General features: G+C 35.0%; 38 protein-coding genes and 1 pseudogene. 38 read left to right on the top strand and 1 reads right to left on the bottom strand.

Going from position 1 to position 25,799, the window contains the following annotated elements; all coding sequences use genetic code 11:
• Positions 1 to 4 precede the first annotated feature (4 nt).
• The 34 genes and pseudogenes from rpsJ to ctlX all read left to right on the top strand — a co-directional run bounded on the left by rpsJ (position 5) and on the right by ctlX (position 20,536).
• Positions 5 to 310, top strand: coding sequence for a 30S ribosomal protein S10 (gene rpsJ, locus OLM61_RS04990; RefSeq protein WP_007803605.1), 306 nt, complete (start codon positions 5 to 7; stop codon positions 308 to 310).
• A gap of 407 nt (positions 311 to 717) precedes the next feature.
• Positions 718 to 1,335, top strand: a complete 618-nt coding sequence (gene rplC / locus OLM61_RS04985) for a 50S ribosomal protein L3 (protein WP_007803612.1) — start codon at positions 718 to 720, stop codon at positions 1,333 to 1,335.
• A complete protein-coding gene (gene rplD / locus OLM61_RS04980; protein ID WP_065450855.1) occupies positions 1,335 to 1,964 on the top strand; it encodes a 50S ribosomal protein L4 in 630 nt (209 codons plus the stop codon). The genes rplC and rplD overlap by 1 nt, the downstream gene beginning before the upstream one ends.
• Positions 1,965 to 1,971: 7 nt before the next feature.
• Positions 1,972 to 2,262: a 50S ribosomal protein L23 gene (rplW, locus tag OLM61_RS04975; protein WP_017495018.1), complete on the top strand. Its 291-nt coding sequence runs from the start codon at positions 1,972 to 1,974 to the stop codon at positions 2,260 to 2,262.
• Between the two features lie 9 nt (positions 2,263 to 2,271).
• Positions 2,272 to 3,096 carry a 50S ribosomal protein L2 gene (rplB, locus tag OLM61_RS04970; protein ID WP_173967238.1) on the top strand — a complete coding sequence of 275 codons (825 nt, stop codon included), beginning with the start codon at positions 2,272 to 2,274 and terminating at the stop codon, positions 3,094 to 3,096.
• A gap of 6 nt (positions 3,097 to 3,102) precedes the next feature.
• The gene (gene rpsS / locus OLM61_RS04965) at positions 3,103 to 3,381 is read left to right on the top strand and encodes a 30S ribosomal protein S19 (RefSeq protein WP_031456039.1); all 279 of its coding nucleotides are present in this window, start codon (positions 3,103 to 3,105) and stop codon (positions 3,379 to 3,381) included.
• A 6-nt stretch (positions 3,382 to 3,387) separates the two neighbouring features.
• The gene (rplV, locus tag OLM61_RS04960) at positions 3,388 to 3,801 is read left to right on the top strand and encodes a 50S ribosomal protein L22 (protein ID WP_007803631.1); all 414 of its coding nucleotides are present in this window, start codon (positions 3,388 to 3,390) and stop codon (positions 3,799 to 3,801) included.
• Between the two features lie 5 nt (positions 3,802 to 3,806).
• Positions 3,807 to 4,565, top strand: a complete 759-nt coding sequence (rpsC, locus tag OLM61_RS04955; RefSeq protein WP_012022487.1) for a 30S ribosomal protein S3 — start codon at positions 3,807 to 3,809, stop codon at positions 4,563 to 4,565.
• Between the two features lie 19 nt (positions 4,566 to 4,584).
• On the top strand, positions 4,585 to 5,010 hold the full coding sequence (gene rplP / locus OLM61_RS04950) for a 50S ribosomal protein L16 (RefSeq protein WP_007803637.1): 426 nt from the start codon (positions 4,585 to 4,587) through the stop codon (positions 5,008 to 5,010).
• 13 nt (positions 5,011 to 5,023) lie between these two features.
• On the top strand, positions 5,024 to 5,215 hold the full coding sequence (gene rpmC / locus OLM61_RS04945; RefSeq protein WP_007803639.1) for a 50S ribosomal protein L29: 192 nt from the start codon (positions 5,024 to 5,026) through the stop codon (positions 5,213 to 5,215).
• 17 nt (positions 5,216 to 5,232) lie between these two features.
• Complete coding sequence (gene rpsQ / locus OLM61_RS04940; RefSeq protein WP_007803646.1) at positions 5,233 to 5,493, top strand: 30S ribosomal protein S17; 261 nt, start codon at positions 5,233 to 5,235, stop codon at positions 5,491 to 5,493.
• A 2-nt stretch (positions 5,494 to 5,495) separates the two neighbouring features.
• The gene (gene rplN, locus OLM61_RS04935) at positions 5,496 to 5,864 is read left to right on the top strand and encodes a 50S ribosomal protein L14 (protein ID WP_007803649.1); all 369 of its coding nucleotides are present in this window, start codon (positions 5,496 to 5,498) and stop codon (positions 5,862 to 5,864) included.
• A gap of 11 nt (positions 5,865 to 5,875) precedes the next feature.
• The gene (gene rplX, locus OLM61_RS04930; RefSeq protein WP_007803650.1) at positions 5,876 to 6,190 is read left to right on the top strand and encodes a 50S ribosomal protein L24; all 315 of its coding nucleotides are present in this window, start codon (positions 5,876 to 5,878) and stop codon (positions 6,188 to 6,190) included.
• Between the two features lie 2 nt (positions 6,191 to 6,192).
• On the top strand, positions 6,193 to 6,744 hold the full coding sequence (gene rplE, locus OLM61_RS04925; protein ID WP_017495015.1) for a 50S ribosomal protein L5: 552 nt from the start codon (positions 6,193 to 6,195) through the stop codon (positions 6,742 to 6,744).
• A gap of 3 nt (positions 6,745 to 6,747) precedes the next feature.
• Entirely contained in the window at positions 6,748 to 7,017 is a 270-nt protein-coding gene (gene rpsN / locus OLM61_RS04920; RefSeq protein WP_008464305.1) for a 30S ribosomal protein S14, read from the top strand.
• Between the two features lie 104 nt (positions 7,018 to 7,121).
• Positions 7,122 to 7,520, top strand: coding sequence for a 30S ribosomal protein S8 (gene rpsH, locus OLM61_RS04915; protein WP_017495014.1), 399 nt, complete (start codon positions 7,122 to 7,124; stop codon positions 7,518 to 7,520).
• A gap of 18 nt (positions 7,521 to 7,538) precedes the next feature.
• Positions 7,539 to 8,081, top strand: a complete 543-nt coding sequence (gene rplF, locus OLM61_RS04910) for a 50S ribosomal protein L6 (protein WP_264525345.1) — start codon at positions 7,539 to 7,541, stop codon at positions 8,079 to 8,081.
• An 11-nt stretch (positions 8,082 to 8,092) separates the two neighbouring features.
• Positions 8,093 to 8,443 (top strand): 50S ribosomal protein L18, encoded by a 351-nt coding sequence (rplR, locus tag OLM61_RS04905; RefSeq protein WP_072960630.1) that lies wholly within the window; start codon positions 8,093 to 8,095, stop codon positions 8,441 to 8,443.
• A 3-nt stretch (positions 8,444 to 8,446) separates the two neighbouring features.
• The gene (rpsE, locus tag OLM61_RS04900; RefSeq protein WP_085950926.1) at positions 8,447 to 8,971 is read left to right on the top strand and encodes a 30S ribosomal protein S5; all 525 of its coding nucleotides are present in this window, start codon (positions 8,447 to 8,449) and stop codon (positions 8,969 to 8,971) included.
• A 12-nt stretch (positions 8,972 to 8,983) separates the two neighbouring features.
• Entirely contained in the window at positions 8,984 to 9,166 is a 183-nt protein-coding gene (gene rpmD / locus OLM61_RS04895) for a 50S ribosomal protein L30 (RefSeq protein WP_017495010.1), read from the top strand.
• Positions 9,167 to 9,177: 11 nt separating this feature from the next.
• Positions 9,178 to 9,630 carry a 50S ribosomal protein L15 gene (rplO, locus tag OLM61_RS04890; protein ID WP_017495009.1) on the top strand — a complete coding sequence of 151 codons (453 nt, stop codon included), beginning with the start codon at positions 9,178 to 9,180 and terminating at the stop codon, positions 9,628 to 9,630.
• A 13-nt stretch (positions 9,631 to 9,643) separates the two neighbouring features.
• The gene (gene secY, locus OLM61_RS04885; RefSeq protein WP_017495008.1) at positions 9,644 to 10,990 is read left to right on the top strand and encodes a preprotein translocase subunit SecY; all 1,347 of its coding nucleotides are present in this window, start codon (positions 9,644 to 9,646) and stop codon (positions 10,988 to 10,990) included.
• Positions 10,991 to 10,997: 7 nt separating this feature from the next.
• Positions 10,998 to 11,213 carry a translation initiation factor IF-1 gene (gene infA, locus OLM61_RS04880; RefSeq protein WP_007136545.1) on the top strand — a complete coding sequence of 72 codons (216 nt, stop codon included), beginning with the start codon at positions 10,998 to 11,000 and terminating at the stop codon, positions 11,211 to 11,213.
• A 12-nt stretch (positions 11,214 to 11,225) separates the two neighbouring features.
• Positions 11,226 to 11,342, top strand: coding sequence for a type B 50S ribosomal protein L36 (gene ykgO, locus OLM61_RS04875; protein ID WP_002987490.1), 117 nt, complete (start codon positions 11,226 to 11,228; stop codon positions 11,340 to 11,342).
• A 2-nt stretch (positions 11,343 to 11,344) separates the two neighbouring features.
• Positions 11,345 to 11,719 (top strand): 30S ribosomal protein S13, encoded by a 375-nt coding sequence (gene rpsM / locus OLM61_RS04870; protein WP_056245953.1) that lies wholly within the window; start codon positions 11,345 to 11,347, stop codon positions 11,717 to 11,719.
• 8 nt (positions 11,720 to 11,727) lie between these two features.
• Complete coding sequence (gene rpsK, locus OLM61_RS04865) at positions 11,728 to 12,111, top strand: 30S ribosomal protein S11 (RefSeq protein ID WP_007803677.1); 384 nt, start codon at positions 11,728 to 11,730, stop codon at positions 12,109 to 12,111.
• A gap of 95 nt (positions 12,112 to 12,206) precedes the next feature.
• On the top strand, positions 12,207 to 12,812 hold the full coding sequence (rpsD, locus tag OLM61_RS04860; RefSeq protein ID WP_026982953.1) for a 30S ribosomal protein S4: 606 nt from the start codon (positions 12,207 to 12,209) through the stop codon (positions 12,810 to 12,812).
• A 21-nt stretch (positions 12,813 to 12,833) separates the two neighbouring features.
• Positions 12,834 to 13,826 (top strand): DNA-directed RNA polymerase subunit alpha, encoded by a 993-nt coding sequence (locus tag OLM61_RS04855; protein WP_026109818.1) that lies wholly within the window; start codon positions 12,834 to 12,836, stop codon positions 13,824 to 13,826.
• Between the two features lie 36 nt (positions 13,827 to 13,862).
• Complete coding sequence (rplQ, locus tag OLM61_RS04850) at positions 13,863 to 14,351, top strand: 50S ribosomal protein L17 (protein WP_017495007.1); 489 nt, start codon at positions 13,863 to 13,865, stop codon at positions 14,349 to 14,351.
• A 251-nt stretch (positions 14,352 to 14,602) separates the two neighbouring features.
• A pseudogene (carA, locus tag OLM61_RS04845) lies at positions 14,603 to 15,720 on the top strand (glutamine-hydrolyzing carbamoyl-phosphate synthase small subunit).
• A 102-nt stretch (positions 15,721 to 15,822) separates the two neighbouring features.
• Positions 15,823 to 17,115, top strand: coding sequence for a phosphopyruvate hydratase (gene eno / locus OLM61_RS04840; RefSeq protein WP_053470835.1), 1,293 nt, complete (start codon positions 15,823 to 15,825; stop codon positions 17,113 to 17,115).
• A 155-nt stretch (positions 17,116 to 17,270) separates the two neighbouring features.
• On the top strand, positions 17,271 to 18,548 hold the full coding sequence (locus tag OLM61_RS04835) for a citrate synthase (protein ID WP_264525344.1): 1,278 nt from the start codon (positions 17,271 to 17,273) through the stop codon (positions 18,546 to 18,548).
• 64 nt (positions 18,549 to 18,612) lie between these two features.
• The gene (locus OLM61_RS04830) at positions 18,613 to 19,527 is read left to right on the top strand and encodes a dimethylarginine dimethylaminohydrolase family protein (RefSeq protein WP_264525343.1); all 915 of its coding nucleotides are present in this window, start codon (positions 18,613 to 18,615) and stop codon (positions 19,525 to 19,527) included.
• A 73-nt stretch (positions 19,528 to 19,600) separates the two neighbouring features.
• A complete protein-coding gene (ctlX, locus tag OLM61_RS04825; RefSeq protein ID WP_264525342.1) occupies positions 19,601 to 20,536 on the top strand; it encodes a citrulline utilization hydrolase CtlX in 936 nt (311 codons plus the stop codon).
• Positions 20,537 to 20,612: 76 nt separating this feature from the next.
• Here the strand turns inward: ctlX and OLM61_RS04820 are convergent, their stop codons facing one another.
• Positions 20,613 to 21,242 carry a MarC family protein gene (locus OLM61_RS04820; protein WP_173967247.1) on the bottom strand — a complete coding sequence of 210 codons (630 nt, stop codon included), beginning with the start codon at positions 21,240 to 21,242 and terminating at the stop codon, positions 20,613 to 20,615.
• A 153-nt stretch (positions 21,243 to 21,395) separates the two neighbouring features.
• Between OLM61_RS04820 and OLM61_RS04815 the strand changes: the two genes are divergently transcribed.
• From OLM61_RS04815 to OLM61_RS04800, 4 genes are all read left to right on the top strand, one after another.
• On the top strand, positions 21,396 to 21,761 hold the full coding sequence (locus OLM61_RS04815; protein ID WP_173967248.1) for a CoA-binding protein: 366 nt from the start codon (positions 21,396 to 21,398) through the stop codon (positions 21,759 to 21,761).
• 86 nt (positions 21,762 to 21,847) lie between these two features.
• Complete coding sequence (recR, locus tag OLM61_RS04810) at positions 21,848 to 22,468, top strand: recombination mediator RecR (protein ID WP_264525341.1); 621 nt, start codon at positions 21,848 to 21,850, stop codon at positions 22,466 to 22,468.
• A gap of 70 nt (positions 22,469 to 22,538) precedes the next feature.
• Positions 22,539 to 23,333, top strand: a complete 795-nt coding sequence (locus OLM61_RS04805) for a polysaccharide biosynthesis/export family protein (RefSeq protein ID WP_264525340.1) — start codon at positions 22,539 to 22,541, stop codon at positions 23,331 to 23,333.
• A gap of 15 nt (positions 23,334 to 23,348) precedes the next feature.
• Positions 23,349 to 25,790: a polysaccharide biosynthesis tyrosine autokinase gene (locus tag OLM61_RS04800; protein WP_264525339.1), complete on the top strand. Its 2,442-nt coding sequence runs from the start codon at positions 23,349 to 23,351 to the stop codon at positions 25,788 to 25,790.
• The last annotated feature ends 9 nt before the right edge of the window (positions 25,791 to 25,799 follow it).

Here is a 25,799-nt window from a genome sequence, read left to right as displayed (position 1 = left end):
GAAAATGAGTCAAAAAATCAGAATAAAACTAAAATCTTACGATCACATGTTGGTAGATAAATCTGCTGAAAAGATCGTAAAAACAGTAAAAACTACTGGAGCAGTTGTAACAGGTCCAATTCCGTTACCAACTCACAAAAAACTTTTCACTGTATTGCGTTCTCCGCACGTTAACAAAAAAGCGAGAGAGCAATTTGAAGTAATGTCATACAAGAGATTGATTGATATTTATTCATCTTCATCTAAAACTATTGATGCATTAATGAAACTTGAATTGCCAAGTGGAGTTGAAGTAGAGATAAAAGTATAATTTTTTTATATTTTTTTATATGAAAAGCGAGACAGAAATGTCTCGCTTTTTTTTGTTTTTGGAAGGAGATTTTGAGTCGGGTATTTTTTTAATATTCGATGATTTTAAGGGACTGGTAAGTTGGTGTAAAGTCCTTTGTTTTAAGGGGGTGCGAAAGTTTTTTATTTCTGTTTTATTATGTAATTGTTAAGTGTAAATTGTGTAAAGATTAAAAAAAATGCTTCAAATTTTGAGATCGGAAAAGTTGTGCCGGCTGTTATTTTGAAGCTTGGATTTTGATTATGAGCGATTTAATTTTTCTAACTGTTTGGTATATTCAATTTTAATATCTACTTTTGCACTCCCTGTTTGGAAATTTCTGTTATTTTCAAATTGAAGGGAATTTTAGTAATTAATAATTAATATTTATGTCTGGGTTAATTGGTAAAAAAATCGGCATGACTAGTATTTTCGACGAAAACGGGAAAAACATTCCTTGTACAGTAATCGAGGCTGGGCCGTGTGTTGTTACCCAAGTCAGAACCAAAGGTGTTGACGGGTACGAAGCGTTGCAACTTGGTTTCGATGACAAAAACGAGAAACATTCCACTAAAGCGGCTTTAGGTCACTTTAAAAAAGCTGGAACTGTTGCTAAGAAAAAAGTCGTTGAATTTCAAGATTTTGCAACTGAACAAAAATTAGGGGATCTTATTGATGTTTCTATTTTTGCTGAAGGAGAATTTGTAGATGTACAAGGTGTATCTAAAGGTAAAGGTTTTCAAGGGGTTGTTAAACGTCACGGTTTTGGTGGTGTTGGACAAGCAACTCACGGTCAACACAACCGTTTAAGAGCGCCAGGTTCTGTAGGAGCATCTTCTTATCCATCTAGAGTATTCAAAGGAATGCGTATGGCTGGAAGAATGGGAGGAGACAATGTAAAAGTTCAAAACCTTAGAGTTTTAAAAGTAGTGGCTGAAAAGAACCTACTTGTTATTAAAGGATGTGTTCCTGGACATAAAAACTCTTATGTAATCATTCAGAAGTAATGGAAGTAAAAGTATTAGATTTCAACGGAAAAGATACTGGAAGAAAAGTTCAACTTTCTGATTCAGTATTCGCAATTGAACCAAACAATCACGCTGTATACCTTGATGTTAAGCAATATCTTGCTAATCAAAGACAAGGTACTCACAAAGCTAAAGAAAGAGCTGAAGTGACAGGAAGTACACGTAAGATTAAAAAACAAAAAGGAACTGGTACAGCTCGTGCGGGAAGTATCAAAAATCCATTGTTTAAAGGTGGTGGAACAATTTTCGGACCAAGACCAAGAAGTTATTCATTCAAATTGAATAAAAGCTTGAAAAGATTGGCAAGAAAATCAGCTTTCTCAATCAAAGCAAAAGAGTCGAATATCATCGTTCTTGAAGACTTTAATTTTGAAGCGCCAAACACTAAAAATTTCATTAACGTTTTGAAAGCTTTAGGGTTAGAGAATAAAAAATCCTTATTTGTGTTGGGTGAGTCGAATAAAAATGTATATTTGTCGTCACGCAATTTAAAGGCTTCTAATGTCGTAACTAGCTCAGAATTAAGCACTTACGCTATTTTGAACACTAACAATTTAGTGCTTTTAGAAGGTTCTTTGGAGTTAATTGAAGAAAATTTAAGTAAATAATAGGAATATGAGTATCATAATTAGACCTATAGTAACGGAAAAAGTAACCAAAGAAAGTGAAGTTTTAAACCGCTTCGGATTCGTTGTTGACAAAAAAGCAAACAAAGTTCAAATTAAGAAAGCTGTTGAAGCTGCTTATGGAGTAACTATCGTTTCAGTTAACACGATGAACGTAAGACCGGATAGAACTACAAAATACACTAAAAGTGGTTTAATCAGTGGAAAGACAAATGCAATTAAAAAAGCAATTGTACAAGTACAAGAAGGAGAAACAATTGATTTTTACAACAATATCTAAGATAGAAAAATGTCAGTAAGAAAATTAAAACCTATTACCCCAGGTCAGCGATTTAGAGTTGTGAATGGTTATGACGCCATTACAACTGATAAGCCGGAACGCTCTTTGATAGCGCCGATAAAAAACTCTGGAGGTAGAAATAGTCAAGGAAAGATGACCATGCGTTATACGGGTGGTGGTCACAAGCAGAGATATCGTATTATTGATTTCAAAAGAACTAAAGACGGAATTCCGGCTACTGTGAAATCAATCGAATACGATCCAAATCGTACTGCATTTATCGCTTTATTAGCTTATGCTGATGGTGAGAAAACTTATATTATTGCTCAAAACGGATTGAAAGTTGGTCAGAAATTAGTTTCTGGTCCAGAATCTCAACCTGAAATTGGTAATACATTGCCTTTAAGCAGAATTCCTTTGGGAACTGTAATCTCTTGTATTGAGTTACGTCCAGGTCAAGGTGCGGTAATCGCTCGTTCAGCTGGAACATTTGCTCAGTTAATGGCAAGAGATGGAAAATATGCTACAATTAAAATGCCTTCTGGTGAAACAAGATTGATCTTGTTAACTTGTTCGGCTACAATTGGAGCTGTTTCTAATTCAGACCACCAATTAGTTGTGTCAGGAAAAGCTGGTAGAACAAGATGGTTAGGAAGAAGACCTAGAACAAGACCTGTTGCAATGAACCCTGTTGATCACCCAATGGGTGGTGGAGAAGGACGTTCTTCTGGTGGACATCCACGTTCAAGAAATGGAATACCAGCAAAAGGTTATAGAACTCGTTCTAAGAAAAACCCGAGTAACAAGTATATCGTAGAACGTAGAAAGAAATAATAAGATATGGCACGTTCATTAAAAAAAGGACCTTTCGTTCATTATAAGTTAGACAAGAAAGTTCAAGAAAACATTGAAAGCGGAAAAAATGGAGTAGTAAAGACTTGGTCTAGAGCTTCCATGATTACTCCAGACTTTGTTGGACAAACAATCGCAGTTCATAACGGTCGTCAATTTGTACCAGTTTACGTAACAGAAAACATGGTAGGTCACAAATTAGGAGAGTTTTCACCAACTAGATCTTTTAGAGGTCATGCTGGAGCAAAAAATAAAGGTAAAAAATAAGAAGCAATGGGAGTTCGTAAAAGAGAAACAGCAGATGCGAGAAAAGAGGCTAATAAGTCTATTGCTTTCGCAAAATTGAATAACTGCCCTACTTCACCTAGAAAAATGCGCTTAGTAGCGGACTTGGTAAGAGGTCAGAAGGTAGAAAGAGCACTTAACATCTTAAGATTCAGTTCTAAAGAAGCTTCAAGAAAACTAGAAAAACTATTATTATCTGCAATCAACAACTGGGAGCAAAAAAATAGTGAAGGTAATTTAGAAGAGGCTGGATTATTTGTTAAAGAGATCAGAGTAGATGGTGGAATGATGTTGAAAAGACTTCGTCCAGCTCCACAAGGTCGTGCACACAGAATAAGAAAACGTTCTAATCACGTAACAATCGTGCTTGGAGCTATCAATAACACACAAAGCAATTCTTAAGCAGCATGGGACAAAAGACAAATCCAATTGGAAATAGACTTGGTATCATCAGAGGGTGGGACTCAAACTGGTATGGTGGAAATGATTACGGTGATAAATTAGCCGAAGATCACAAAATCAGAAAGTATATCCACGCTCGTTTATCAAAAGCTAGTGTATCTAAAGTAATCATCGAGAGAACTTTGAAACTTGTAACCGTTACTATCACTACTGCTAGACCTGGTATCATTATCGGAAAAGGTGGACAAGAGGTAGACAAGTTGAAAGAAGAACTTAAGAAAGTTACTGACAAAGAGGTTCAAATCAACATCTTTGAAATTAAAAGACCTGAGTTAGATGCTTATCTTGTGGCGACAAGCATCGCTCGTCAAATCGAAAGCCGTATTTCTTACAGACGTGCAATCAAAATGGCTATTGCTGCTTCTATGCGTATGAACGCTGAAGGTATCAAAGTTTTGATTTCTGGTCGTTTGAATGGTGCTGAGATGGCGCGTTCAGAAGGTTTCAAAGAAGGTAGAATTCCTCTATCAACTTTCAGAGCTGATATTGATTATGCTTTGGCTGAAGCTCACACTACTTACGGTAGAATGGGTATCAAAGTATGGATCATGAAAGGTGAAGTTTATGGAAAGAGAGATCTTTCTCCGCTTGCAGGAATGGATAAAAAACAATCTGGAACTGGTGGTGGTAAAGGTGGAGATGCCCCTAGAGGTAAATCTAACTTTAATAAAGGTGGAAAACCAGACGCTCGTAAAAGAAAGTAAATTTTTAAACTAAAGAAAAATGTTACAGCCTAAAAGAACAAAATACCGTAAGGTACAAAAAGGTAAAATGAAAGGTAACTCTCAAAGAGGGCATGAACTTTCTAATGGAATGTTTGGTATTAAATCTGTACATGAAGATGGAATGTTCTTAACCTCTCGTCAAATCGAAGCTGCGCGTATCGCTGCAACTCGTTTCATGAAGAGAGAAGGACAATTATGGATCAAAATATTTCCAGACAAACCAATTACTAAGAAGCCTCTTGAGGTACGTATGGGTAAAGGTAAAGGTGCCGTTGAATATTGGGCTGCCGTTGTTAAACCCGGAAGAATTATGTTTGAAGTTGGAGGAGTTCCTTTATCAGTTGCAAAAGAGGCGTTACGTCTTGCAGCTCAAAAGCTTCCAGTAAAAACTAAATTCGTCGTTGCTAGAGATTTCGAAGCATAATTAAATTTATATTATGAAACAATCAGAAATAAAAGATCTTTCTGCAGCGGAGTTGCAAGAAAAACTTAGTCAAACTAAGAAAATATATGCTGACCTAAAAATGGCTCACGCTATTTCTCCAATTGAGAACCCACTTCAAATTAGAAGTGTAAGAAGAACAGTTGCAAGATTGGCTACAGAGTTAACTAAAAGAGAGTTACAATAATTGTATTCTGCTGAAAGATGGAAGAAAAAAGAAATTTAAGAAAAGAAAGAATAGGTGTTGTTACTTCAAATAAAATGGATAAGTCTATTGTTATTGCTGAAGTAAGAAAAGTAAAACACCCATTATACGGTAAGTTCGTGTTGAAAACAAAGAAATACGTTGCACACGACGAAACAAACGACTGTAACATTGGAGATACTGTAAGAATTAGCGAAACGCGTCCTTTAAGTAAAACAAAATGTTGGAGATTAGTTGAAATCTTAGAAAGAGCTAAATAATTATGGTACAACAGGAATCAAGACTAAAAGTAGCAGATAACACGGGAGCAAAAGAAGTTTTAACTATCCGTGTTTTAGGAGGTACCAAAAGAAGGTATGCCTCTGTTGGTGACAAGATTGTAGTATCTATTAAAGATGCAACTCCTAACGGTAACGTTAAAAAAGGAGCTGTTTCAACTGCAGTTGTTGTACGTACCAAAAAAGAAGTGAGAAGAGCTGATGGTTCTTATATCCGTTTCGATGATAATGCATGTGTTCTTTTGAACGCTGCAGGGGAAATGAGAGGAACACGTGTTTTTGGTCCGGTAGCAAGAGAACTTCGTGAAAAACAATTCATGAAAATTGTATCATTAGCACCAGAAGTGCTTTAATTCGTTTTAAGATGATAAAGCTAAAAATAAAATCAGGAGATATCGTAAGAGTTATTGCTGGAGACCATAAAGGTGCTGAAGGTAAAGTTTTACGTGTTTACCGTGAGAAAAATAAAGCGATAGTTGAAGGTGTAAACATGGTTTCAAAACATACAAAACCAAGTGCTAAAAACCCTCAAGGTGGTATCGTTAAGAAAGAAGCTTCTATACAAATATCTAACATTTCACTAATTGATCCTAAAACTAAGGAAACAACTAGAGTTGGTATTAGAGTAGAAGGAGATAAGAAAGTAAGATTTTCAAAAAAATCTAATCAAGTACTATAGTAATGGCATATACACCTAGACTAAAAGAAGAATATAAGAGTAGAGTAATCTCTGCTCTTAAAGAAGAATTCGGATATACAAACGTAATGCAAGTTCCTAAACTTGAAAAAATCGTTTTGAGCCGTGGAGTTGGTGCAGCTGTATCTGATAAAAAACTTATTGACTATGCAGTTGATGAGTTAACAAAGATCACTGGACAAAAAGCAGTATCTACAATTTCAAAGAAAGACGTTGCGTCTTTCAAATTGAGAAAAGGGATGCCTATTGGAGCAAAAGTTACTTTACGTGGAGAGAGAATGTATGAGTTTTTAGACAGACTTATTACTTCTGCTTTACCACGCGTTAGAGATTTTAGTGGTATCAAAGCTACTGGTTTCGACGGAAGAGGTAATTACAATCTTGGAGTTTTAGAGCAAATCATTTTCCCTGAAATTGATATTGACAAAGTAAACAAAATTTCAGGAATGGATATTACTTTTGTTACTACTGCAAAAACAGACAAAGAAGCAAAGTCGTTATTGGCTGAATTAGGTTTACCTTTTAAAAAGAATTAAGACATGGCTAAAGAATCAATGAAAGCCCGTGAGGTGAAAAGAGAGAAAACGGTAGCTAAGTACGCTGAAAAAAGAAAAGCTTTATTAGAAGCTGGAGATTATGAAGGCTTACAAAGATTACCTAAAAATGCTTCACCAGTTCGTTTACACAACCGTTGTAAATTAACAGGTAGACCAAGAGGTTATATTCGTCAATTTGGTATTTCACGTGTAACTTTCCGTGAGATGGCAAATAATGGATTAATCCCTGGAGTAAAAAAGGCTTCTTGGTAATCTCGCAATAAGTTATTACTTTTGCAAACCGAAAAATAATTTTAATTGATTAAAGGTTCGGGAGACGGGTGTCTCCCGAAAACCATAATCGCAATCAAATACATATGTATACAGATCCTATTGCAGATTATTTGACTAGAGTTCGTAACGCTGTGGCTGCAAACCACAAAGTTGTCGAAATTCCAGCTTCTAATCTAAAAAAAGAAATAACTAAGATCTTATTTGATCAAGGTTATATCTTAAGTTACAAATTTGAAGACAACTCTGTTCAGGGTTCAATCAAAATTGCTTTGAAGTATGATAAAGATACTAAAGAGCCTGTAATTAAAGATATCCAAAGAATTAGTAAACCTGGTTTACGTAAGTACGCAGGTGCTGCCAAATTACCAAGAATCCTTAACGGATTAGGAATTGCAATTGTTTCAACTTCAAAAGGTCTTATGACTGGAAAACAAGCGAAACAATTAAATGTAGGTGGTGAAGTAATTTGTTACGTATACTAATTTTAAACACTAGATAAGATGTCAAGAATAGGTAAAAGCCCAATTGTAATCCCTGCTGGTGTAACTGTTGAAGTTAAAGACGGTATTATTACAGTAAAAGGAAAAAAAGGTCAACTAACTCAGGAGTTTTCGGACGTAACTGTAACAGTTGAAGGCGATCAAGTACAAGTTGAAAGATCGTCTGATCATAAAGACCAAAGAGCAAAACACGGATTGTACAGATCATTAATCAACAACATGATTATTGGTGTGGCTGAAGGTTTTACAAAAGAACTTGAATTAGTTGGAGTTGGTTATAGAGCTTCAAACCAAGGTCAAAAGTTAGATTTAGCTCTTGGATATTCTCACAATATTGTTTTAGAAATTGCTCCAGAAGTAGCTCTAGAAACAATATCTGAAAAAGGAAAGAACCCTATCGTAAAATTAACATCGTTTGATAAACAACTTTTAGGTCAGGTAGCTGCGAAAATCAGAGGTTTCCGTAAGCCTGAGCCATACAAAGGAAAAGGTGTTAAATTTGTGGGTGAAGTATTAAGAAGAAAAGCAGGTAAATCAGCTTAAAAAATAAGATTATGTCATTAACAAAATCTGATAGAAGACAGAGAATTAGATTCAGAATTAGAAAATCGATTAGTGGTACTGCTACTAACCCAAGACTATCTGTATTTAGAAGCAACAAAGAAATTTACGCTCAACTTATTGATGACGTAAACGGAGTTACTTTATTAGCTGCATCTTCAAGAGAAAAAGAAATAGGAAAAGGTACTAACGTTGAAGTAGCTGCTGCTGTTGGAAAACTAGTTGCAGAGAAAGCGTTAAAAGCCGGGATTGATACCATCACTTTTGACAGAGGTGGATATTTATACCACGGTCGTATTAAATCATTAGCAGAAGGCGCAAGAGCGGCTGGACTTAAATTCTAATATATTATGTCTAAATACAAAAATGTAGAATTGGTAAAACCAAGTGGTCTTGAACTTAAAGATCGTCTGGTAAGTGTTAATCGTGTTACTAAGGTTACAAAAGGTGGTAGAGCTTTCGGTTTTTCTGCTATTGTAGTTGTAGGTGATGAAAACGGAGTAGTTGGTCATGGATTAGGAAAATCTAAAGACGTTTCTGAAGCAATTGCGAAAGCAGTAGAAGATGCTAAGAAAAATTTAGTAAAAATTCCTTTGAACGGACAATCTGTTCCTCACGAACAAAAAGGTAAATTTGGTGGTGCACGTGTATTCTTAATTCCTGCTTCTCATGGTACAGGAGTTATTGCTGGTGGAGCTGTTCGTTCAGTTCTTGAATCAGTAGGTATTCACGATGTATTATCTAAATCTCAAGGATCATCAAATCCTCATAACGTGGTAAAAGCAACTTTTGATGCTTTATTACAAATGAGAAGCGCTCATACTGTTGCAAAACAAAGAGGTGTTTCTTTAGAAAAAGTTTTTAAAGGTTAATTCAAGGAAATTATGGCTAAATTATTAGTAAAACAAGTAAGAAGCAAAATCAACTGCCCTCTTTCTCAAAAAAGAGGTTTGGAAGCTTTAGGTCTACGTAAAATGGGACAAGTTGTAGAGCATGATTCAAATCCTGCAATCCTTGGGATGATAAACAAAGTTAAACACTTAGTTTCTGTCGAAGAAGCTAAATAACAAATACTGTTATGAATTTAAGTAACTTACAACCAGCTGAAGGGTCAACACACAATCAAAATAAAAGATTAGGTAGAGGAGAAGGTTCTGGAAAAGGTGGTACTTCTGCAAGAGGTCACAAAGGAGCAAAATCTCGTTCTGGATATTCTAAAAAGATTGGTTTTGAAGGAGGGCAAATGCCACTTCAAAGACGTGTGCCTAAGTTTGGTTTCACAAACATCAATCGTAAAGAATACGAAGGTGTTAATTTAGATACGCTTCAATTATTAGTAGACAATGGTGTGATTACTGATTCTGTTTCTATGACAGATTTCGTAGCAAATCGTCTGGCTACCAAAAATGAAATCGTTAAGATTTTAGGTAGAGGAGAATTGAAAGCAAAATTAAAAGTAACTGCCCACAAATTTACCGCTACTGCAAAAGCTGCTATCGAAGCTGCTGGTGGAGAAGCTGTAACTATATAACTTATCTATTAAGATGAAGAAATTTATTGAATCAATAAGTAATGTTTGGAAAATCGAAGAACTGAAAAATAGAATCTTAATTACTTTAGGATTGCTTTTAGTATATCGTTTTGGTGCACATGTTACGCTTCCTGGAATTGACGCAACTCAGTTAACAGGTTTAGCGGGACAAACTAAAAATGGTCTGGGATCTATCCTGGACATGTTTACAGGAGGTGCTTTCTCTAAAGCTTCAGTTTTTGCTTTAGGTATTATGCCTTATATTTCTGCATCTATTGTTGTTCAGTTGATGGGAATTGCGATTCCTTATTTACAAAAACTTCAGAACGATGGAGAGAGTGGTAGAAAAAAGATTAATCAAATCACTCGTTGGTTGACTATAGCTATTACACTGGTTCAAGGTCCAACTTATATCTATAATTTGTATAGAACATTGCCTGGTAGTGCATTCTTACTGGGCTTTAATTCACCTGAATTTTTGTTCTCATCAGTTATTATCTTAGTTACAGGTACAATTTTTGCTATGTGGCTTGGAGAAAAAATTACAGATAAAGGTATTGGAAATGGAATTTCATTATTGATTATGGTTGGTATCTTAGCGCGCTTACCGCAAGCTTTTATACAAGAATTTACAACCAGAGTTACCAATAACAATGGAGGTCCAATGTTGTTAGTTATTGAGATTATTGTGTGGTTATTAGTAATCATTTCTTGTGTATTGCTTACAATGGCAGTACGCAGAATCCCGGTTCAGTACGCTCGTCGTACAACAACTGGAGATTACGAGCAGGATTTAGCTGGTGGTAATAGACAATGGATTCCTCTTAAGCTTAATGCTTCTGGGGTTATGCCAATCATCTTTGCTCAGGCAATTATGTTTATTCCTGCAGCTGTAGCTGGATTGTCTAAATCAGACACATCACAATCTATTGTTGGTGCGTTTAGTAATATGTTCGGATTTTGGTACAACTTTGTATTTGCAACTTTAATTATTGTATTTACATTCTTTTATACTGCAATCACTGTTCCTACTAACAAAATGGCCGATGATTTAAAAAGAAGTGGTGGTTTTATTCCTGGAGTTCGTCCAGGAGCTGAAACTTCAGACTTCCTTGACAAAGTGATGTCTTTAATAACTTTCCCAGGATCTTTATTCCTTGCTTTGATTGCTGTGTTCCCAGCTATTGTTGTAAGTATTATGGATGTACAACAATCTTGGGCAATGTTTTTTGGAGGTACCTCATTAATAATTATGGTTGGAGTTGCAATAGATACTATTCAACAAATCAATTCATACTTGTTAAACAAGCATTATGATGGTTTAATGAAGACTGGTAAAAATAGAAAAGCGGTAGCTTAATATATTTATGGCAAAACAATCAGCAATAGAACAAGACGGATCAATCATCGAAGCATTATCAAATGCGATGTTCCGTGTAGAGTTAGAAAATGGACATATCGTAATTGCTCATATTTCTGGTAAAATGCGTATGCATTACATCAAGTTATTACCTGGTGATAAAGTGAAACTGGAAATGAGTCCTTATGATTTGTCAAAAGCAAGAATTACTTATCGATATTAAAGGATATTCACTATGAAAGTTAGAGCATCAGTAAAAAAGAGAAGTGCCGAGTGCATTATCGTGCGTAGAAAAGGGAGATTGTACGTAATAAACAAAAAGAATCCTAGATTTAAACAAAGACAAGGATAATTATGGCAAGAATAGCAGGGGTAGATATCCCAAAAAATAAAAGAGGTGTTATAGCACTAACCTACATCTTCGGATTAGGGAGAAGTAGAGCTATTGAGATTTTAGAAAAAGCTCAAGTTAGCCAAGACAAAAAAGTTCAAGATTGGAATGACGACGAGATCGGAGCAATTCGTGAGGCTGTTGGAGCATTCAAAATTGAAGGAGAATTACGTTCTGAAGTTTCTTTGAACATCAAACGTTTAATGGATATTGGTTGTTACAGAGGTATCCGTCATAGATCTGGTCTTCCGTTAAGAGGGCAAAGAACTAAAAACAACTCTAGAACAAGAAAAGGTAAAAGAAAAACTGTTGCTAACAAGAAAAAAGCAACTAAATAATAAGTAATATGGCTAAAGCAACTGCAAAAAAACGTAAAGTTATCGTTGAATCAACGGGTGAAGCTCATATTTCTGCCACTTTCAACAACATTATCATTTCTTTGACTAACAAGAAAGGTGAAGTTATTTCTTGGTCTTCAGCTGGTAAAATGGGTTTCAGAGGTTCTAAAAAGAACACTCCGTATGCAGCTCAAATGGCAGCAGAAGATTGTAGTAAAGTAGCTCTTGAGGCAGGACTTAAAAAAGTAAAAGTTTATGTAAAAGGACCAGGAAACGGACGTGAGTCTGCTATCCGTTCTATTCATAACGGTGGAATTGAAGTTACAGAGATTATCGATGTTACTCCAATGCCTCACAACGGATGTCGTCCTCCAAAAAGACGTAGAGTTTAATTTTATTTATTCAATAGTATAAACAAGGTAGAGCATAGATTATCGAAGGATTTGACCTGAATTCATAATCTCTACCTTAAATTAATTTTTTAGAAATGGCAAGATATACTGGTCCAAAAACTAGAATTGCTCGTAAATTTGGCGAGGCAATCTTCGGAGATGATAAATCTTTCGAAAAAAGAAATTACCCACCTGGACAACACGGGATGGCTAAAAAAAGAGGTAAAAAATCTGAGTACGCTGTTCAGTTAATGGAAAAGCAAAAAGCTAAATATTCTTACGGAATTTTAGAAAAACAATTCAGAAATTTATTCAAAAAAGCATCAGCTACTAAAGGTGTTACTGGTGAAGTTCTTTTACAATTATGCGAAGCAAGATTAGATAACGTTGTTTTTAGAATGGGTATTGCTCCTTCTAGAAGAGGTGCTAGACAATTAGTTTCTCACAGACACGTTACTGTAAATGGTGAAGTTGTAAATATCGCTTCTTACCACCTTAAACCTGGTGATAAAGTTGCAGTTCGTGAAAAATCTAAATCTTTAGAAGCTATCGAACGTTCTTTATCAAATTCAAGTCATGTTTATGAATGGATTACTTGGAACAATGATCTTAAAGAAGGAACTTTCGTTTCTGTACCTGCGAGACTTCAAATTCCAGAAAACATTAAAGAACAATTAATCGTAGAGTTGTACAACAAATAATAATTGACTTAGTCGAAATTTATGGCAATATTTAATTTTCAAAAGCCCGATAAAGTTATCATGATCGATTCAACCGATTTTGAAGGTAAATTCGAATTTAGACCTTTAGAACCTGGTTATGGATTGACAGTTGGTAATGCACTTAGAAGAGTTTTGCTTTCAGCATTAGAAGGTTATGCAATTACATCTGTTCGTATCGAAGGTGTAGATCATGAGTTTTCTACTATTTCAGGTGTTGTTGAAGATGTTACCGAAATTATCCTTAATCTAAAACAAGTACGTTTCAAACGTCAAATCGAAGATATCGATAATGAAGCAGTTACAATTTCTGTTTCTGGTAAAGATCAATTAACAGCAGGTGATTTTCAAAAATTTATTTCAGGTTTTCAAGTTTTGAATCCAGACCTTGTTATCTGTAACTTAGATTCTAAAATCAAATTGAACTTCGATTTAACAATCGAAAAAGGTAGAGGATATGTTCCTGCTGAGGAGAACAAAAAACAGAACGCTGCAATTGGTACTATTTTTACAGACTCTATTTTTACCCCGGTAAAAAATGTAAAATATGCGATTGAAAACTTCCGTGTAGAGCAAAAAACAGATTACGAAAAATTAGTTTTTGAAATTAAAACTGATGGATCTATTAATCCAAAAGATGCCCTTACTGAAGCTGCTAAAGTTTTAATTCACCACTTCATGTTATTTTCTGACGAAAGAATTACACTCGAGGCTGACGAAATTGCACAAACAGAATCGTATGATGAAGAGTCATTGCATATGAGACAATTGCTTAAAACTAAGCTTGTTGATATGGATTTATCTGTGAGAGCATTAAATTGCTTGAAAGCGGCTGAAGTTGATACACTTGGTGATTTAGTATCGTTCAATAAAAATGATCTAATGAAATTCCGTAATTTTGGTAAAAAATCTTTAACTGAACTTGACGAACTTGTTGCAGTGAAGAATTTAACTTTCGGAATGGATTTAGCTAAATACAAATTAGATAAAGAATAATTCAATCCCGCTTGCGGGATTAAATTTAAAATAGCAATGAGACACGGAAAAAAATTCAATCACTTAAGCAGACAGACTGGACATAGAAAAGCTATGTTGGCTAATATGGCTTGTTCTCTTATCGAGCACAAACGTATTAACACTACTGTTGCTAAAGCTAAAGCGCTTAAACAATTCGTTGAGCCTTTAATCACAAAATCAAAAGAAGATACGACTCACAACCGTCGTATTGTTTTTGCTTACTTACGTAGTAAATATGCGGTAACTGACTTGTTCAGAGACGTAGCTGCTAAAGTTGGAGACCGTCCAGGTGGATACACTCGTATCATTAAAGTTGGAAATCGTTTGGGAGATAATGCTGATATGGCAATGATCGAACTTGTAGATTTCAATGAACTTTACAATGGAGGTAAAAAAGAAGTTAAAAAAGCAAAAAGCCGTCGTGGTGGTAAAGCTAAAAAAGCGGAAGGTACTCCTGAAGCTCCTGCTGCTGAATCAGAAACGACTACTGAAGCTTCTGAATAATTATGAAAGTAATGATTCTATAGAAATCAAGGATAAACTAATTTTTAGTTTATCCTTTTTTTTTGATTTTTTTTGAGTGAAATCAAAATTTAACTTATTTCAGTATCTCGGTTTTATTTTTAGAGATGAAATTTTTAAAAAATCTTGGAAGCACTCTTTTAAAGAAGTAAATTTGCAAAATATCTAATTACACATGGAAATCCGCAAAGGAGTTTCATGAAACAGTTAAAAAAAACAATACAAATTAAAGAATGAAATACACGACACGACAAAGCGCCATTTTATTACTTAGTGATGGGACTATTTTTCACGGAAAATCTATCGGAATTAGCGGTAAGACTTTTGGTGAAGTTTGTTTTAATACGGGAATGACCGGGTATCAGGAGATTTTTACAGATCCTTCTTATTTTGGCCAAATAATGGTTGCGACGAATACTCATATTGGAAATTACGGTGTTAATGATTCTGAAATTGAATCAGACAGCATCAAAATAGCCGGTTTGGTTTGTAAAAATTTTAGCTTTAATTATTCCAGAGAAGATGCTTCAGGAAGCCTGGAAGATTACTTTAAGAAGCAAAACTTAATTTGTATTTCTGATGTTGATACCAGAGCACTTGTAAGTTATATTCGTGACAATGGGGCAATGAATGCTGTTATCTGTACAGACGGGACTTCGATTGAAGACCTGAAGAAAGAATTGGCCAATGTGCCAGACATGGAAGGTTTAGAGTTGGCATCAAAAGTTTCAACTACTGAGCCTTATTTTTTTGGAGATGAAAATGCGACTTATAAAATATCTGCCTTAGATCTTGGGATCAAGAAAAATATCTTGAGAAATCTGGCGAAGAGAGATTGTTACATTAAAGTGTTTCCATACAATTCAACGTATAAAGATCTATCCGAGTTTAATCCGGATGGTTACTTCTTATCCAACGGTCCCGGAGATCCGGATCCGCTTTTTGGTGCAATAGAAGTAGCAAAAGAAATCCTGGCCAATGATAAACCTTTGTTCGGAATCTGTTTAGGACATCAGGTAATTGCTTTGGCAAATGGAGTTCAGACCTATAAGATGTTTAACGGTCACCGTGGAATCAATCACCCGGTGAAAAACTTAATTACAGGTAAAGGTGAAATAACTTCACAAAACCATGGTTTTGCTGTAAATAAAGAGCAGTTAGACAATCACCGGAGTTAGAAATTACACATTTGCATTTAAACGATCAAACAGTTGCAGGTATGCGCATGAAGAATAAGAATTGTTTTTCAGTACAATACCATCCGGAAGCAAGTCCTGGACCACACGATTCGTCGTATTTGTTCGATCAGTTTGTCGAGAATATAAAAGAAGTTACTGCTAAAACGATGTAGTTAATAAATAAAGAGGTTTATTAGTTAGAATACGTTTTTACTATTAAATATTTTTATAATTTCGAAAAAAAAATATAATTTATTAATAAAAAAATAAAAATAATGAGTATTATAATTAAAGTTCACGCAAGGCAAATTCTTGATTCAAGAGGTAATCCTACTATTGAAGTTGATGTAGTAACTGAAAATGGTGTTTTAGGTAGAGCTGCCGTTCCATCTGGAGCGTCAACCGGAGAGCATGAAGCTGTTGAATTACGTGACGGAGGTAAAGCTTATCTTGGAAAAGGAGTTTTGAATGCAGTGAACAATGTAAATACTGTTATTGCTGAAGAGCTAGTGGGTACTTCTGTTTTCGAACAAAATACAATCGACCAGTTAATGATTGATTTAGATGGTACTCCTAACAAATCTAAATTAGGAGCTAACGCTATTTTAGGAGTTTCTTTGGCTGCTGCTAAAGCTGCTGCTAACGAATTAGGTTTGCCATTATACAGATACGTTGGTGGTGTTTCTGCCAATACGTTACCAGTACCAATGATGAACATCATCAATGGTGGTTCACACTCAGATGCGCCTATCGCATTTCAGGAATTTATGATTTTCCCTGTAAAAGCAACGTCTTTTACACACGCTATGCAAATGGGAACTGAAATCTTCCACAGCTTGAAAAAAGTATTACACGATAGAGGTTTAAGTACAGCTGTAGGTGACGAAGGTGGTTTTGCGCCAAACTTAGCCGGAGGTACTGAAGATGCTTTAGATACGATCAAATTAGCGGTTGAAAAAGCTGGATACACTTTCGGTGATGAAATTATGATTGCTCTTGACTGTGCTGCTTCTGAATTTTATGTAAACGGAAAATACGATTACACTAAATTTGAAGGTGAAACCGGAAAAATCAGAACTTCTGAAGAGCAGGCTGATTATTTAGCGGAATTGGCTGCTAAATATCCAATTATCTCTATCGAAGATGGTATGTATGAAGATGACTGGGATGGATGGAAATATTTGACTGAAAAAATTGGAAATAAAGTTCAGTTAGTAGGTGATGATTTATTTGTAACGAATGTAGCTCGTTTGTCTACAGGAATTGAAAAAGGTATTGCTAATTCAATTTTAGTAAAAGTAAATCAAATTGGTACTTTAACTGAAACAATTGCAGCTGTAAATATGGCTAAAAATGCAGGGTACACTTCAGTAATGTCACACCGTTCAGGAGAAACAGAAGATAATACGATTGCTGACTTAGCGGTTGCTTTAAACTGTGGGCAAATTAAAACAGGTTCTGCTTCTCGTTCTGACCGTATGGCAAAATACAATCAATTGCTAAGAATCGAAGAAGAGTTAGGAAGTACAGCTTATTTTCCTGGTCTAAATGCTTTTAAGATTAAGTAATTGTAAGAGTTATATATGAAATTTAAACCATCCGCCTCGACGGATGGTTTTTTTTTGGAGTTTTAACAAATTCATAGCAGGATTCTTTTTTTAATTAGTCTTAAATTCCTTAGATTTGATAAATTATTATTTTAAAGATTTATTTCCGATATATTATGTCAAAAATAGCTACATTAGAAGTAGATGGTCAAAAAATTGAACTTCCGGTAATCACGGGGAGTGAAAATGAATCAGCTATCGATATTAACAAATTACGTGATTTAACTGGTATTATTACTTTAGACCCTGGATATAAAAACTCAGGTTCTTGTAAGAGTGAAATCACATTCTTAGACGGAGAATTAGGTATTTTACGTTACAGAGGATATTCAATTGAAGATGTTGCTGAAAAAGCAAGCTTCTTAGAGGTGTCTTATCTGTTAATTTTTGGAGAATTACCAACAGCTCAGGAATTGGAGCAGTTTGAAAATGGTATTAAAAAACATACTTTGGTAAACGAAGAAATGAAAAATATCATTGATGGTTTCCCAAAAACAGCTCATCCAATGGGTGTTTTATCTGCTTTGACGAGTGCTTTAACGGCATTTAATCCAAAGGCAGTAAATGTTGAAAATGAAAAAGAAATGTACGAAGCCATTTGTAAAACAATGGGTAAATTTCTTGTAATTGCAACATGGACCTACAGAAAATCTATGGGGTATCCGTTGAATTATTATGACAATACAACCGGTTACGTTGAAAACTTCATGCAATTAATGTTTAAATTGCCTACAGGACCTTACTCAGCAAATCCAATTGTAATTGATGCATTAGATAAATTATTTATTCTTCATGCAGATCACGAGCAAAACTGTTCTACTTCAACAGTAAGAATGGTTGGTTCATCTCATGCTGGTTTATTTGCTTCTATTTCTGCTGGAGTTTCTGCACTTTGGGGACCTCTACACGGAGGTGCAAATCAGGCAGTGCTTGAAATGTTGGAAGAAATCAACAAAGACGGTGGAGATACTGAAAAATTCTTAGCAAAAGCAAAAGATAAAAACGATCCTTTCCGTTTAATGGGATTTGGTCATAGAGTTTACAAAAGCTTCGATCCAAGAGCAAAAATCATCAAAAAAGCCGCTAAAGAAGTAATGGATACTTTAGGTGTTGAAGATCCGATTTTGGAAATTGCTAAAAAATTAGAGGCAGCAGCTCTTGAAGATGAGTACTTCAAATCAAGAAATTTATATCCAAATGTTGACTTCTACTCTGGAATTATTTACAGAGCATTAGGAATCCCAACAGATATGTTTACTGTAATGTTTGCTATCGGAAGATTACCAGGATGGATCGCGCAATGGAAAGAAATGCGTGAGAACAAGGAGCCAATTGGCCGACCAAGACAAATTTACACTGGACACCCGTTGAGAGAGTTTAAGTCAAACAAATAAAAAAAATTAAAGCTTCACTTAACTGTGAAGCTTTTTTTATCTTTGCTCAAAATACAATATAGTTATGTTGCAATTAAATATAAAGAACGAAACGTCAAGGCTGCGGGCAGTAGTTTTGGGTTCTGCAGTTCATAATGGGCCAACTCCAACTTTAGAGGAAGCTTATGATCCTAAATCGTTGGAACATATTAAAGCGGGTACTTATCCTATCGAAAAAGATATGGTTGCCGAAATGGATGCTTTTAATGCTATTTTTCAAAAATATGATGTAAAAGTATATCGTCCTGAAATGATTGAAAATTACAATCAGATTTTTGCGAGAGATATAGGTTTTGTGATAGATGATACTTTTGTGAAGTCAAATATTCTGCCGGACAGAGAACGTGAGTTGGATGCCATTCAATACGTAATCGATCAGATGGATCCTTTAAAAGTAGTTCGTCCGCCAGAGGAAGTTCATATTGAAGGAGGAGATGTTATGCTGTGGAACGATCATGTTTTTATTGGAACTTATAAGGGAAGTGATTATAAAGATTACATTACAGCAAGAACAAATATGCAGGGTGTAGATTTTATAAAAAAAACGTTTCCGAATAAAATTGTCAAAGAATTTGATTTGGTGAAGTCTAAATTGGAAGCTCGTGACAATGCTTTACACCTCGACTGTTGTTTTCAACCTGTTGGAAAAGATAAAGGGATTATTTATAAAAGAGGTTTCCGTGAAGAAGCCGATTATTTGTATTTGGTAAACCTTTTTGGAATAGAAAATTTATTTCATATCGAAAGAAATGAGATGTATAATATGTTCTCAAATGTATTTTCGATTGACGAAAATGTAGTGGTTTCTGAGAAAAACTTCACCCGTTTGAACAATTGGCTGCGCGCTAATGGTTTTATCGTTGAAGAAATTCCATATGCAGAAATTGCAAAGCAGGAGGGATTGTTGAGATGTTCCACTTTACCATTAATAAGAGACTAAAAAAGTTTCAGGTTTCAGGTTTCACGTTCCATTAACATGAAACCTGAAACTTGAAACCAAAAAAACATATAAAATGAAACAAACCACAAATGCAATTGTAATGATTCGGCCAGTTGCTTTCAGAATGAATGAGCAAACGGCAGTGAATAATTATTACCAAAAGGTATTGGACGGACTTTTACCAAGTACGGTAAATGCAAAAGCACAACAGGAATTTGATGCCTTTGTTGAGAAGCTTAGAGCAGTTGGAGTAGATGTTACTGTTGTTGAGGATACGCTGGAAACAGATACGCCGGACAGTATTTTTCCAAATAACTGGATTTCATTTCATGAAAATGGAGATGTAGCTTTGTATCCAATGTTTGCAGAAAACCGTCGTCAGGAACGTCGTGAAGATATTCTGGATACACTTGAAGAGAAAGGTTTTGAAATTGCTAACATAGTCGATTATACATCGGCAGAAGAAGATGGTTTTTTCTTAGAGGGAACTGGAAGTTTACTGTTAGATCGTGCAAATGGAAAAGCATATTGTGCTTTGTCTCCACGTGCTGATGAAGAGCTGTTTATTGAATTCTGTGAAGATTTTGATTATGCTCCTGTTATTTTTGAGGCTTTTCAAACTGTTGACGGAGAACGTAAACTGATTTACCATACGAATGTAATGATGTGTTTGGGTGAAACTTTTGCTGTTATTTGTGCCGATTGTATCGATGATAAAAAAGAACGTAAAATGGTTCTGGAAAATCTGAAAGCAGATAAAAAAGAAGTTATTTTGATTACAGAAGCACAGGTCAATAATTTTGCCGGTAACATGCTTGAAGTTCGTGGGACAAATGATAAGAGGTATATCGTAATGAGTGCATCTGCACATCAGAGTCTGACGCCAAAACAAATTGCACAATTAGAAAATCATGCTGAAATTTTAAGTTCAAGTTTAGATACTATTGAGGCTTGCGGGGGTGGAAGTGCCAGATGTATGATGGCTGAAGTGTTTTTGCCAAGAAGTTAAATAACATTCTTAAGTATAGAAAAAGGGGATAAAACGTATGTTTTATCCCCTTTTTGTTTGTTACTATAAAGAGATCTTACATCAGGTTTCCTTTAACGATATTGATGATAGAGCTAACGATGTATTGAATTCCAATTGAAATTACGATAAAGCCAACAATTCGGGATATGGCTACAATTCCGGAAGCACCAAGTATTCTTGCTAAATAATGTGCACTTTTTAAAATGGCAAAAATAGTAAATGCAATTGCCAGGATAGCTGAGCATGAAATTATAATTTCGTTTATTCCGTGATGTTCCTGGTAAAAAGCAATTAACAAAGACATCGATCCCGGGCCGGCAAGCATTGGTATTGCCAAAGGTGTTAAAGCGATGTCGTTTCTTTGTTGTGCATCAGTTTCAATTTTTTTATTGATTCCTCGTTTTTTATTGAATTTTCCTGAAAGTAAAGAAAAACCAGAATTTACAATTACAATTCCGCCGGCAATTCTTAAAGCATCAATGCTAATTCCGAAAAAAGTCAAAACATACTGACCGATAAAATAAGAAACCAATAAAATGATTCCAACATTTATCGCGGTCCAAAGAGAAATTCGGGAACGTTCTTTTTGAGAATCATGTTGTGTTAAGCCCACAAAAATGGGGACTGTTCCGATTGGGTTTAAAACGGAAAAGAGAGCGGCAAATAAATAAATGAATAAATCCATAGTGTTTGGGTTAGTGCCGTAAAAATAGACATTTTTTGAAACTTCAGGATAAAATCGTACACGGATATTGTTTTTTATTGCAGTTAATTCTAAATCGATAAGCTAGAAATAAGCTCATTCTTTTTGATTACTTTTGCAGTATATTTAAAAATAATGAAAAATAAGAAAACCCTTGTTCTTGGTGCTACTACAAAACCGGAACGTTACGCTTTTAGAGCTATAAATATGTTAGTTGAAAAAGGACATACTGTTTTGGCAATTGGTCAGAATACCGGTGAAGTTGCCGGTGTGAAGATACATACGAAAACAATCCCTGTGAAAAATATAGACACTGTAACTTTGTATTTGAATCCTGCTCGTCAGCGTGATTATTACAATTACATTATAGAAGCACAGCCTAAAAGAGTTGTTTTTAATCCAGGTTCAGAAAATCCTGAATTTTATCAATTGTTAGAACTGAATAATATTAAGGCAGAAGTAGCCTGTACTTTGGTTTTATTGGCTACAAATCAGTACTAATTCGTTTGTTTTTGAGCTCGAAAAAATAGGGAAACTCAATTTCAATCGGATCTGAAAAGAAATATTAATGTATTACTTTTGTCGTCATGGAATTTTCATCAAAATTAATAGAAAAAGCAGTTAGCGAAATGTCTCAGTTGCCTGGAATTGGCAAACGTACGGCATTGCGATTAGTGCTGCATTTGTTAAAACAGCCCAAAGAACAGACCGGTTTTTTATCTCAGGCGCTATTGAATATGCGTGAGAATATTAAATTTTGCGAAAATTGTCATAATATTTCAGATACAAAAGTCTGTGAAATTTGTGCCAATTTATCACGTAATCACCAAACGATCTGTGTGGTCGAGGATATTCGTGACGTTATGGCGATTGAAAATACAGGTCAGTACAAAGGAATTTATCATGTGCTGGGAGGTAAAATTTCTCCAATTGAAGGAGTTGGTCCCAGTCAGTTGAACATTTCAAGTCTGGTTGAAAAAGTCAAAGCCGGAAAAGTTGTAGAGATCATCTTTGCGCTGAGCTCAACAATGGAAGGCGATACGACTAATTTCTATATTTATAAACAAATTGCGGAATCAGAAATCATAATTTCTACAATTGCAAGAGGGATTTCGGTGGGAGATGAATTGGAATATGCTGATGAAATTACCCTTGGCCGAAGTATTTTACATCGGGTTCCATTCGAAAAAACTTTCAAAAACAATTAAATAAACCCAAATAACGCTTAGATTTTCTGAAGATTAAAGGAAAAGCTATATTTGCGATAAAATTTCACTAATGACAAAAAACGGCTTTTATATCCTGCTATTGATTAGCATACTATTTACATCTTGTATTCCGGTTAAAGATATGGTTTATTTACAGGATAAAAATAACTCCGGAGAACAGAATAATATTGCTGCTGTGGAGTCTAAGCCTTACAGGTTACAGGTAAACGATGTTTTGAGTATTGATATAAAAGCAATAGATCCTAAGTTAGTTTCGATTTTTAATACTACGGATAGTGCTACTTCGGGAGCAGGAAAATCGGAATCAGGGTTGTATTTTAATGGATTTACGGTTGACGATCATGGTAATATCAGAATGCCGGTTTTAGGAGAAATTAATGTTATTGGGTATACCCTTGAAGAGATTCGTGTTCGAATTGAAAAAAAACTACTCGAAGAATATTTTAAAAGTGAAGCCAATATTTTTGTTACGGTGAAATTGGCCGGTTTTAGATATACGATAAATGGAGAAGTAGGCAGTACCGGGACTAAAACGCTGTTTCAGGAACATGTAAATATTATGGAAGCTATTGCAAATGCTGGAGATATCTCCATTACAGGTAATAGAAAAGCAGTAACTGTAATTCGTCAAACGCCAACAGGTGTTCAGATGCAGGATATAGATCTGACGGATATAAATGTAATGAAATCACCTTATTTTTATTTACAGCCTAACGATTATATTTATGTGAAACCGGTTAAGCAAAAATCTTGGGGAACAGGAAAAACAGGGATAGAATCGATTACTACAATTATTACGGTTTTGTCTTTGGCGACAACGGTATATTTGTTGCTTAAAAACTAAAATTAAATTCAAAAGATGTTAGATATAAAAGATTTTTCCATTTTTGAAAATCATTCAAATTTTGATTTTAAGGGATTCTTGCTGAAAATAGCCAGTTATTGGAAATTGTTTTTAGTCAGTCTGATAATAGCTTTTGCTATCGCCTATCAGGTAAACATTCGTAAAGAAAAAATTTACGGAATGCAGACTATGGTTTCGATTAAGGAAGAACGAAATCCTTTTTTTACCTCCAATACAAGTTTAGTTTTTAATTGGGGTGGTGTTTCAGATCAGGTAAACGGAATCACAACTGTGATACAATCGAGATCACACAACGAGTTGGTTGTGGATAAATTACAGTTTTATATTGATTATCTTGTTCAGGGAAAATACAATTTAGTTGATGCTTACGGTGCGGTTCCTTTTTATATAAAAATTGACAAAACAAAAGCACAGCTCGCTAATACCTTAATTGGAATTAAGTTTTTAAGCCCAAATGTGTATGAGATCCGAATTCCGTTTGAAACTAACTCGGCATCCTTAATTAATTACTCCACTAAAACGTATAGCAATACTGCGATTCAGCCCAAAGAATATGTAAGAAGATGTAAAACGGGGGAACCGGTTGTGCTTCCTTTTTTAAATTGGAATTTACAGATAAATGACAACCCGGGTTTATATACCGGAAACGAGTATTTTGTCCGATTTAATGATTTTGACGGAACAGTATCGCGCTATAGAGGAGTAAGTGTTGACTCTGACGAGAAAGGAGGTTCGATCCTGACCCTTGGAATGCAGGGGACGAACAAAGCCAGAATGGTTGAGTATTTGAATTCGACAGTAAAGATGTTAATCAAAATTCAGCTTGATGGGAAAAATCAGTTTGCGACAAATACCATTCGATTTATCGATAGTACTCTTATTGCTATGGAAACGCAATTGAAGCAAACAGGTAATGAGCTGAAATCGTTCAGAAAAGATAAAAATATTTACGAAATTGAAGGTGGAGGTGCTAAGGTTTCGGATAAAATAATGGATTTTGATGTTGAAAAAGATCAGGTCACAAGAAAAATTGCTTATTATAATTCTTTAAAATCGTATTTAAATAATAGCAACGATTATTCAAGATTGCCAGCTCCTACAGTAGCAGGGATTGAAGATCCAAATGTTGTTGTGAATGTGTCGAAACTTATTGCGCTTTCTACACAAAGATCAGAAATGGCTTATGCGGTAAAAAGCGATAAGATTTTCAAGGATTTTGACAGTCAAATGCAGGCTATAAAAAGTGTTTTATTAGAAAATATAGCTTCTGCAAAAGGATCATTACTGACCGATTTAGCTATGGTAAATGCGAAAATAGGTCAGGCAGAAAGTACTGTAAAAAAACTTCCGGAAGAACAACAGGAATTGTTGAAGATTCAACGAAAATATGACCTAAGCGACAATATTTATACGGAGTTTCTGAAAAAAAGAAATGAAGCTGAGATTGTAAAAGCATCCAATTTGTCAGACATTCATTTTATTGATCCTGCGAAAGATATTGGAGGCGGATTAATCGGTCCTAAAACTTCTGTGAATTATGTATTGGCCTTGTTTCTGGGTACACTACTTCCGTTGTTATTCGTTTTTGGAATTTTCTTTGTGAATAACTCGATTCAAAATACCGAAGACGTTAGTAAATTGACGCAAATACCATTAATTGGAATCATTGGTGTAAACAAAGACTCATTGAATCTGGCTGTATTTGACAAGCCAAAATCGGCATTATCTGAAGCATTTAGAGCGATTCGTTCTTCTTTGCAATTTTTGTATAAAAAGCAACAGGTAAGCGGTTCAAAAACGTTAATGATTACCTCGTCTATAAGTGGTGAAGGGAAGACTTTTTGTTCGATCAATATCGCGACAGTATTTGCTTTAAGTGAAAAGAAAACCGTAATTCTTGGTTTGGATTTGAGAAAACCCAGATTGGCAGATGAGTTTAATTTGAAGAATCAAATAGGTGTTGTGAATTACCTCATTAAACAAAATAGTTTAAGTGAAATTACAAACCAGACGCAGATTCCCAATCTTGACGTTATACTTTCAGGGCCAATTCCGCCAAATCCTTCAGAGCTTATTCTGAGTGATGCGATGAGGGAATTAATTCTGGAACTGAAGCAAAAGTATGATTATATTATTTTGGATACGCCTCCGGTTGGGTTAGTTTCGGATGCATTAGAATTGGCACAATTTGCAGATGTAACGCTGTATATAGTAAGACAGAATTATACCAAAAAGGACATGATTACCTTGCTGAATACCAGGGTTAAAAGAGGTGAGTTGAATAATGCCAGCATCGTTTTAAATGGCTATGAGAATAAGGCAAAATACGGTGCCGCTTATGGATATGGTTATGGTGCTTATGCAAATGGTTACCATGATGAGGAAGTGAAAGTAAGTTTGTGGAGCAGTATTTTGAAGAAATTCAATAAAAAATAATTCGAAATA

The organism is Flavobacterium sp. N502536 (assembly GCF_025947345.1).
Lineage (GTDB): Bacteria > Bacteroidota > Bacteroidia > Flavobacteriales > Flavobacteriaceae > Flavobacterium.
This window is presented reverse-complemented; position numbering and strand designations above follow the sequence as displayed.